General features: G+C 70.1%; 10 protein-coding genes. 5 read left to right on the forward strand and 5 right to left on the reverse strand.

Annotation, left to right across the window (positions count from 1 at the left end; translation table 11 throughout):
• A partial coding sequence (locus VIM26_RS11910) for a Flp family type IVb pilin (protein ID WP_331951412.1) occupies positions 1-196 on the reverse strand: 196 nt, incomplete at its 3' end.
• A gap of 286 nt (positions 197-482) precedes the next feature.
• Here VIM26_RS11910 and VIM26_RS11915 point away from each other — a divergent pair.
• Complete coding sequence (locus VIM26_RS11915) at positions 483-1,772, forward strand: DNA polymerase ligase N-terminal domain-containing protein (RefSeq protein WP_331951414.1); 1,290 nt, start codon at positions 483-485, stop codon at positions 1,770-1,772.
• Entirely contained in the window at positions 1,769-2,266 is a 498-nt protein-coding gene (locus VIM26_RS11920) for an ATP-binding protein (protein WP_331951416.1), read from the forward strand. The genes VIM26_RS11915 and VIM26_RS11920 overlap by 4 nt, the downstream gene beginning before the upstream one ends.
• 133 nt (positions 2,267-2,399) lie before the next feature.
• Here VIM26_RS11920 and VIM26_RS11925 read toward each other — a convergent pair whose 3' ends face one another.
• Positions 2,400-2,714, reverse strand: coding sequence for a hypothetical protein (locus tag VIM26_RS11925; protein ID WP_331951418.1), 315 nt, complete (start codon positions 2,712-2,714; stop codon positions 2,400-2,402).
• Positions 2,715-2,852: 138 nt separating this feature from the next.
• Here VIM26_RS11925 and VIM26_RS11930 point away from each other — a divergent pair, with 138 nt between their 5' ends.
• Positions 2,853-3,263 carry a transferase gene (locus VIM26_RS11930; protein ID WP_331951420.1) on the forward strand — a complete coding sequence of 137 codons (411 nt, stop codon included), beginning with the start codon at positions 2,853-2,855 and terminating at the stop codon, positions 3,261-3,263.
• Positions 3,264-3,274: 11 nt separating this feature from the next.
• Here VIM26_RS11930 and VIM26_RS11935 read toward each other — a convergent pair whose 3' ends face one another.
• Complete coding sequence (locus VIM26_RS11935) at positions 3,275-4,165, reverse strand: zinc-binding dehydrogenase (protein WP_331951422.1); 891 nt, start codon at positions 4,163-4,165, stop codon at positions 3,275-3,277.
• On the opposite strand from VIM26_RS11935, the gene VIM26_RS11940 reads away from it, so the two are divergent.
• Positions 4,164-4,922, forward strand: coding sequence for a winged helix-turn-helix transcriptional regulator (locus VIM26_RS11940; protein WP_331951424.1), 759 nt, complete (start codon positions 4,164-4,166; stop codon positions 4,920-4,922). The two genes, VIM26_RS11935 and VIM26_RS11940, sit on opposite strands and share 2 nt — an antisense overlap.
• A gap of 13 nt (positions 4,923-4,935) precedes the next feature.
• Here the strand turns inward: VIM26_RS11940 and VIM26_RS11945 are convergent, their stop codons facing one another.
• A complete protein-coding gene (locus tag VIM26_RS11945; protein ID WP_331951426.1) occupies positions 4,936-5,865 on the reverse strand; it encodes an aldo/keto reductase in 930 nt (309 codons plus the stop codon).
• Between the two features lie 320 nt (positions 5,866-6,185).
• Between VIM26_RS11945 and VIM26_RS11950 the strand changes: the two genes are divergently transcribed.
• Positions 6,186-6,806 (forward strand): class I SAM-dependent methyltransferase, encoded by a 621-nt coding sequence (locus VIM26_RS11950; protein WP_331951428.1) that lies wholly within the window; start codon positions 6,186-6,188, stop codon positions 6,804-6,806.
• Positions 6,807-6,830: 24 nt separating this feature from the next.
• On the opposite strand, the gene VIM26_RS11955 is transcribed toward VIM26_RS11950, so the two are convergent.
• On the reverse strand, positions 6,831-7,722 hold an 892-nt coding region (locus tag VIM26_RS11955), incomplete at its 5' end, for an HNH endonuclease signature motif containing protein (protein ID WP_331951430.1).

A 7,722-nucleotide genomic window follows, 5' to 3' on the forward strand; every position in this document is an offset into this window, starting at 1 on the left:
TGGTGACCGACTCGAAGAGGGTCTTGAGCTGGCCCCCCAGAGCGGTCACCGCGACGATGATCACCACGGCGATGAGGCCGACCATCAGGCCGTACTCCACCGCCGTGGCGCCACGCTCCGGGTCCTCACGGACGAGGGTCAGGCGATCCCGCGTGTTGAGTCCCATGATGTACAGGTTGATCAGCAGTGAGTTCATCGGATGCCTCCTGGGTTAAGGGTTGTGACCACCGATCGTGGTTTACGTGAGCAACGTAGCGACGCACGTCGGGACGGTGGTGGCGGTTTTGCTGGTTGTCACCCGCGCTTTCGAAGCGAAGTCACCCATTCGGGTCAGTTGGATCAACGTTGGATAAATGCACCACTAAGGCCTCGTGGAAATGAAAGAAAGTATCTGGGTGAACGGCGGGGTGAATTCGGGAGAATATTCTCGGGCAATCTGGAAGAATTGTCGCAATTCGGACTCCGAGGTGCGCGGGGAGGCGGTGAGGCTCGTGGTCGGCAAGGAGGGAGCCCGATCTTCGGGCGAGCTCGAGAGATATCGGGCCATGCGCGACTTCGCCCGTACCCCCGAGCCGTCCGGCGAGGCGGCCTCGCCGCCGGCGGGGACCGGGGAGCGCCGGTTCGTCGTCCAGCGACACCGCGCCCGCCGACTGCACTACGACCTGCGCTTCGAGATGAACGGCGTGCTGGTCAGCTGGGCGGTCCCGCGCGGCCCGACGCTGGACGCCAAGGCGCGCCGGATGGCGGTGCACGTCGAGGACCACCCGATGGAGTACCTCGACTTCGAGGGCGTGATCCCGGCGGGGGAGTACGGCGGCGGCGACGTGATCGTGTGGGACCGCGGAACCTGGGAGCCGCACGCGACCGACGACCCGGTCGCGGCCGTCGCCGCGGGGGACTTCCACGCTGACGTCCACGGTTCCAAGCTGTCCGGCCGGCTGGTGCTCGTCCGGCGCGGGGAGCCCGGGAGCGACGGCAAGGAGCAGTGGCTGCTGCTGCACAAGCGCGACGAGCACGCCGTCGACGGCTGGGACCCCGAGGACCATCCGAGGTCGGTCCTCAGCGGGCGGACCAACGAGGAGGTGAAGGCCGACCCGGAGCGGATCTGGCGCTCGGACCTGCCCGCGGCGCAGGCGTCGATCGAGCTCCGCCCCGCGACCGTCCCGGGACCCACCCAGGACGAGCTGGCTGCGCTCGACGACCTGCGGTCCGCCGGGACCTGGGACGTCTTCGGGCGCCGGCTGCGGCTCACCAACCTCGACAAGGAGCTGTTCCCGGCCCGCCCGGGCCAGGCGCCGGTCACCAAGCGGGAGCTCGTGCGGTACGCAGCGCAGATCGCACCCGTCGCCCTGCCGTACCTGCGGGGCCGGGCGCTGAACATGCACCGGTATCCGAACGGGGCGGGCGCGAACGGCTTCTGGCACAAGGAGCTGCCCGAGCACGCGCCGGGCTGGCTGCCCCGGTGGGTGAACCCCGAGGCCGACCCGGGCGAGACCCGGACGTACCTGGTCGTGGACGAGCCGGCCGCGCTCGTGTGGGCCGCCAACTTCGGCGCGCTCGAGTGGCACGCGTGGACGTCACGCACGAGCGATCCGCGCCGGCCGACCTACGCCCTGGTCGACATCGACCCAGGACCGGCCACCACGTGGGACGACGTCGTCCTGCTCGCCGGCCTGCACCGCGACGCCTTCGCGCACCTCGGTGTCCGGGCCCAGCCCAAGCTCACCGGGCGGCGGGGCGAGGGATGTCACCGGAATACTCTGGGCGGATGACCGTAGCAAGCGACCGCCCGACCACTGCGCGCCGGGGCCAGGGCTGCCTCATCATCGTCTGCGGACTACCGGGCAGCGGCAAGACCACGACGGCCAAGCGGCTCAGTGCCGAACGGCCCGGGGTGCGCCTCGCCCCCGACGAGTGGATGAGCGCGCTCGATGTGAACCTGTGGGACTCCGCCGTCCGGCAGCGCGTCGAGTCGCTCCAATGGGTCATGGCGAAGGACCTCCTGCGCGTGGGCGCGACCGTCATCATCGAATGGGGGACGTGGGGGCGCGACGAGCGAAACCTCCTACGCACGGAAGCGAGGGAGCTGGGCTCGACGGTCGAACTGGCGTATCTCGACGTCGCCCTCGAGGAGCTGTGGCGGCGGATCCAGGCCCGCGACATGGAGAACCCTCCAATTCAGCGGTCCGACCTCGAAGCCTGGTTGAGGTCGTTCGAGGTGCCCGACGACGCAGAGCTCCTCCGCTACGACCGTCCGGTCGGGTAGGGCAAAGGGCTACGCGGCGACTCCAGGTACGAAGGTCCAGGGGCATTTCCGGGTCGACATCGACCCCGGACCGGCGACAGCTCGGGACGACAGTTGCCGACGCTGCACCGAGCGGCCGTCGCGCGCCTCGCTGTCAGCTCGCCTCGAAGACCTTCTCCCGGATGAGCTTGACCACCCAGCCGACATTCACGGTCCAGCCGACGCCGAACACCTGTGGGCTGACGAGATGCTCGCCCTCGGGGTCCCACATTCGCGCACGGAACCGAGCGACGGAGGGCATTCGAAAGTCGTAAGGGACGAATCCGGCCACGACACCGTGCCATGTCCGTTCGTCGGCCGGAGTGCGCAACTCCTTCACGACCGAGGCAACGACCAGCCCGAACGTGAGCAGCCGAATCAGCTGCTGGAACCCGCGCCGCTCATCGTCGCTCCCGTGCTGAGATCCCATCTCGGCCTCCTTCGACAACTGTGACGCCTCCATGTTGCTCCCAAGTGACAGCCCGAGCACCCGGGACGTAGCAGCGTTGGAATCCTTGCGGCACGTCGCACGTTATGACAACTGGAAGCACGCTCAAGAAAGGGATACATGGCAGCGAAGGTTGAGTTCGAGGACGACGACGGACGGGTGGTGCGCTACGTGCGGCACGCCAACGGTGGCGGGCTGGTCTCGCCGCGGGCGCGGGTGCACGAGGGGGCGATGGTAGCGCCGACGGCCTACGTCGAAGCCGGTGCGCAGGTGGGCGACCGGTCCAGGATCGGCGCGGGCAGCTGGCTGGACTACGACGTGGTCATCGGCAAGGACGTTGTCGTCGCCGGGAATGTGCACCTCGGCGCGCGCACGCGAGCGCAGGACGGGTCGTGGATCGGCACCGGCTCACGAGTCGGGTCCGACGTCGTGATCGGGCGCGGGGTGCGGATCGCGCCCGACGCTGTCGTCCCGGACGGCGCGGTCGTGCGCCGGCGCGCCGTCCGGTCCGAGTTCGGGAAAGCGGCGTAGCGCGGACCTGGTCAGCGGGTGGTGACGACGAGCTTGCCGGTGACGGCACCGCTCTCCATGTCGCGGTGGGCCTGCGCGAACTCGTCGAGGGTGTAGATCCTGCCGATCGGCACGGTCGCGTCACCATTGGCGACGGCGTCGAGAAACTCCTGCAGCACGTGCGCGGGGAGGTCGCTCGCCTCGCCCGAGTACGCGGTGAGGCGCACGCCCTTCGGGATGAAGTCGATCGGATAGAAGTCGGGCACCGTCCACTCGTCGGAGAGCATGCCCGTGAAGCAGACGGTGCCGTGCACCGCCGTGGCTTGCAGGGTGTCGCGGAGGGTGGGAGTTCCGACGAGCTCGACGGCGCCGCCGACGCCGTCGGGCACGATCGCGCGGACCGCAGCGCTGATCGTTCCGGTGTCGATGAGCACGGGATCCACGCCGGCGCTGGTCAGGAGGCCCGCCTTGGCCTCGTTGCGCGTCGTCGAGAGCACGGTGATCCCGCCGCGCTTGGCGAGCACGGCGAGGGCAAGGCCGATCGAGGAGGTGCCGCCGCGGATGAGCAGGGAGCTGCCGGGTGCCGCGTCCACGTCCGTGGTGAGCGACCCGTACGCGGTCTGCAGCATCTCCGGGATCGCGCCGAGAGTCGCCCAGTCGAGCGCGCTCGAGAAGGGGATGACGGTGCTCGCGGGTACGAGCGTGTACTGCGCGTAGCCGCCGTCGAACGTGCGTCCCATCCCGCCCATGACGGCCGCGACCTGGGCCCCGGGGGCGAACTCGCCGCCCGGTGCGTCGACGACGACGCCGGTTGCCTCGAGGCCGAGGATGCGCGGGAACGAGCCGAACGAGCCCATCCCGCGGCGGCGCAGGGCCTGCGGATCGGTGCCGATGATCTCGAAGTGGACGACGGGCTGTCCCATGAGCGAATTCCTGCCTGCGCCGAGGAGCGGGCGCGGATCGAGGACCGAGCGCCCGCTTCCGGTGGCCGGCGAGCAGGCGGTGCCGCTCGGGGCGAGCGCCGCCGCTCGGGGCGAGCGCCGCCGCTACCGTACGAGCTACCACGACGCGTGCGGCATAGCCCGCGCGCTCGACGTCGTCGGGGAGCGGTGGGCGCTGCTGGTCGTGCGCGAGCTGCTGCTCGGCCCGCAGCGGTTCGGCGATCTGCGCCGCGCGCTGCGCGCGGTGAGCTCCAACCTGCTCACCGACCGGCTCCGCGAGCTCGAGGGTCACGGGGTGGTGTCCCGGCGCACGCTGCCCCCGCCGGCCGGCGCGGTCGTCTACCAGCTGACCGAATCCGGGCGCGAGCTGGAGCCGGCCGTCCTCGCGCTCGGCGGGTGGGGCTTGCGGGTTCCGATGCCCGCCTCGCCCACCGTGAGCGCGACGTCCGTCCTGCTCTTCCTGCGCGGATCACACCACCATGACCCGACGGAACCACCCGCCACGTGCGCCATCGAACTCGGCGACCGCACCTGGACCGTCAGCAGCGCGGCAGGGCGGCTACACATCCAGGCCGGCGAGCCGGCCGTGGCCGACGCGCGCCTGCGCACCGACCCGGCCACCCTCAACACCGTCCTGGCTGAACCCGCCATGCTCGACAACCACCTCGCCGACGGGTCGATCGCCGTCGACGGCGACCTCGCTACCGCACGACGACTCCTCGGCGCCGACTCCTCTTAGGAAACGAGCGGACTCAGGGGAGGATGTGCCCGGCGGCTTGGAAGAGCTCGTACCACTCGGGCCGGGTGAGCGGGAGCTCCGAGCCAAGTGCGGCACCGGCTACCCGTTCGGGGCTGGTGGTGCCGAGGACGACCTGCATCTGGGCCGGGTGGCGGGTGATCCAGGCCGTCGCGATGGCGATCGGTGGGACGTCATAGGCAGCGGCGAGTCGGTCGATGACGGCGTTGAGCTCCGGGTAGTCCGGGGAGCCGAGGAACACGCCCGTGAAGAACCCGGCCTGGAACGGTGACCAGGCCTGGATGGTGATGTCGTGCAGGCGGCAGTAGTCCACGATGCCGCCCCCGTCGCGGGTGAGCGACTGGTCCTGGGCGAGCATGTTGGTGGCGACGCCCTGGGCGATGATCGGCGCGTGGGTGATCGACAGCTGGAGCTGGTTGGCCACGATGGGCTGGCGGACGTGCTTGCGCAGGAGGTCGATCTGGCCGGGGGTCTGGTTGGAGACCCCGAAGGCCCGGACCTTGCCGGCGGCGGCGAGCTCGTCGAACGCGCGGGCGACCTCCTCGGGTTCGACCAGGGCGTCGGGCCGGTGCAGCAGCAGGATGTCGATGTAGTCGGTGCGCAGAGCCTCCAGCGAGCCCTCGACGGACGTAATGATGTGCTCGTAGGAGAAGTCGAAGCACCCGCGCCCGATGCCGCACTTGGTCTGAATGGTGAGCGCGTCGCGCTGCGAGGCGGACAGCGCCATCGCCTCAGCGAACCGGGCCTCGCAGCCGTGCAGCGACGAGCCGTAGATGTCGGCGTGGTCGACGAAGTCGATGCCGGCATCCCTGGCCGTGCGCACGAGCTCGCGCACCTCGTCGTCGGACTTCTCGGCGATGCGCATCATGCCGAGCACGACATTCGGGGCGAGGATGCTGGTCCCGGGCAGGGTAAAGGTCTTCATTGCGGCGCGTTCCTTTCGGTCTTGCGTTGTGGAGCGGCGTCGTCGGCGACGGCTCGCGGTGTCGGCGACGGACCGATCTTGCTCTCGCGACGCCTTCGAGCGTAGGAAGGCTGGGTTCACAAGTCCAACCACTCGCGCTCATGGAAAGCAGAAGCCCAGGTCATCAATGGGCGGCGGAAGCAGGTGAGGACGTCAGGGCACTGTCAGCTCGGCCTGCGCGCGCGGGTGTGAGGATGGGTCGTGCATCCGCGTGGCTCCGGCCGGTCGGACTTCGGGATCGCGGCGTAGACCATGTTCGCGCAACGAATCGAGGAACCACGGTGTCACGACCCGAACGGCTGATCGGCTACTGGGACAAAGAGGCCCCAAGCTACGAGCGAAAGATCGCCTCGGCGGAACGTCGCTTCTTCGCCGACAGTCGACAGTGGGTGTGCCGGCGGGCCGCGGGGGCCACCCTCGAAGTGGCCGTCGGCACCGGGCTGAACTTCCCGCACTACGCCGACGACGTGCGGCTCACCGCGGTCGACTGGAGTCCGCAGATGGTGCAGGCCGCCGAGCGCAGCGCCGCGAGGTTGGCGCGACCGATCACGCTCGCACGGGCAGACGCGATGGCGCTGCCCTTCGAAGACGAACTGTTCGACGCGGTGGTCTGCACCTTCGCCCTGTGCTGCATCCCCGACGAACGGGTCGCCCTCAGCGAAGCGATCCGTGTCCTGCGGCCCGGCGGCAGTCTGTTGCTCGCCGACCACATCGTCGCGTCCAACCTGGGGCTGCGCGCCATTGAGTACCTCGTCGAGCTGGTAACCATCCCGCTGCAGGGGGAGCACTACACGCGTCGCCCCCTCAACACCGTCCGGCAGCTCGGCCTCGAGATCGTCGAGACGGATCGATTCACCTACGGTGCCATCGAACGTGTTCACGCACGGAAGTCCGCCGGCTAGGTCGTGTCTCCGTCGCCTGCAGGATCAGAACGGCGGCGGGTCATCCCATTCCGACTCCCGATCCGCCTTGGGCGCGGGCTCGGCCGCTGGACCCGGGTCGAGCCCGGGTTCGGGTTCGACCTGCGGCAGGTGCTCGTGTCCGGGCGGGGGCGGGGAGTTGTAGCCATAGGTGTGTCCGGTGGGCGTGGTCCAGGTGATCGTGCCGTTGTCGGCGCGGTCGTACGTCCAGCCGGCGTGCGTCTTGAGCAGGTGATCCCTTCGACACGCTGGGGAAATATTGTCTGTGGACGTGGCTCCGCCGGTGCCGTCCGGGTTGAACGGCACCCGGTGGTCCAGGTCGCAGTTGCGCGAGGCTGCGTTGCAGATCGGGGACACGCAGTACGGGTCGCGGGCGCGGATGATCTCCGCAAGATCCTCCGGCGGCCGGTACCGGGTCTTGCCCACGTCCAGCACGGTGCCGGTCTGCGGATCGGTGACCAGCCGCCGCCAGGTCCCGCTCGCGGCGAGCCGCCGGGCGGTCTGGGCGGTGATCGCGCCGTACCCGGCGAGCTGGGCGGGGTCCTCGTCCAGCCCGAGCAGCGTCGCCAGCGACACGGTCACGTCGACGCGCACCTGCCCGGCGACACCGCCGATGCCGCTGCCCGTACCCGCCGCACAGCGGCTGGCACCAGGCAAAGCCGAGCCCGCGCCAGAGCCCGCGCCAGAGCCCGAGCCAGCGGCCGAGCCCGACTCCGACCCCGACTCCGACTCCGAGCCCGCGCTCGAGCCCGCGCCGGTCTCGGTGTTGCTGACCGGTTCGCGGGTCTCGCCGACAGCCACACCCGCGTCTGCGCAGGTGCAGCCGTCGTCGCCGAGCAGCGTGCTGGTGTACGCGTCGGCGCGGAGCTGGTCGATGGTGCGGGTGTCCCCGGCGCGC

Source organism: Pengzhenrongella sp. (genome assembly GCF_036565025.1).
Taxonomy (GTDB): domain Bacteria; phylum Actinomycetota; class Actinomycetes; order Actinomycetales; family Cellulomonadaceae; genus Pengzhenrongella.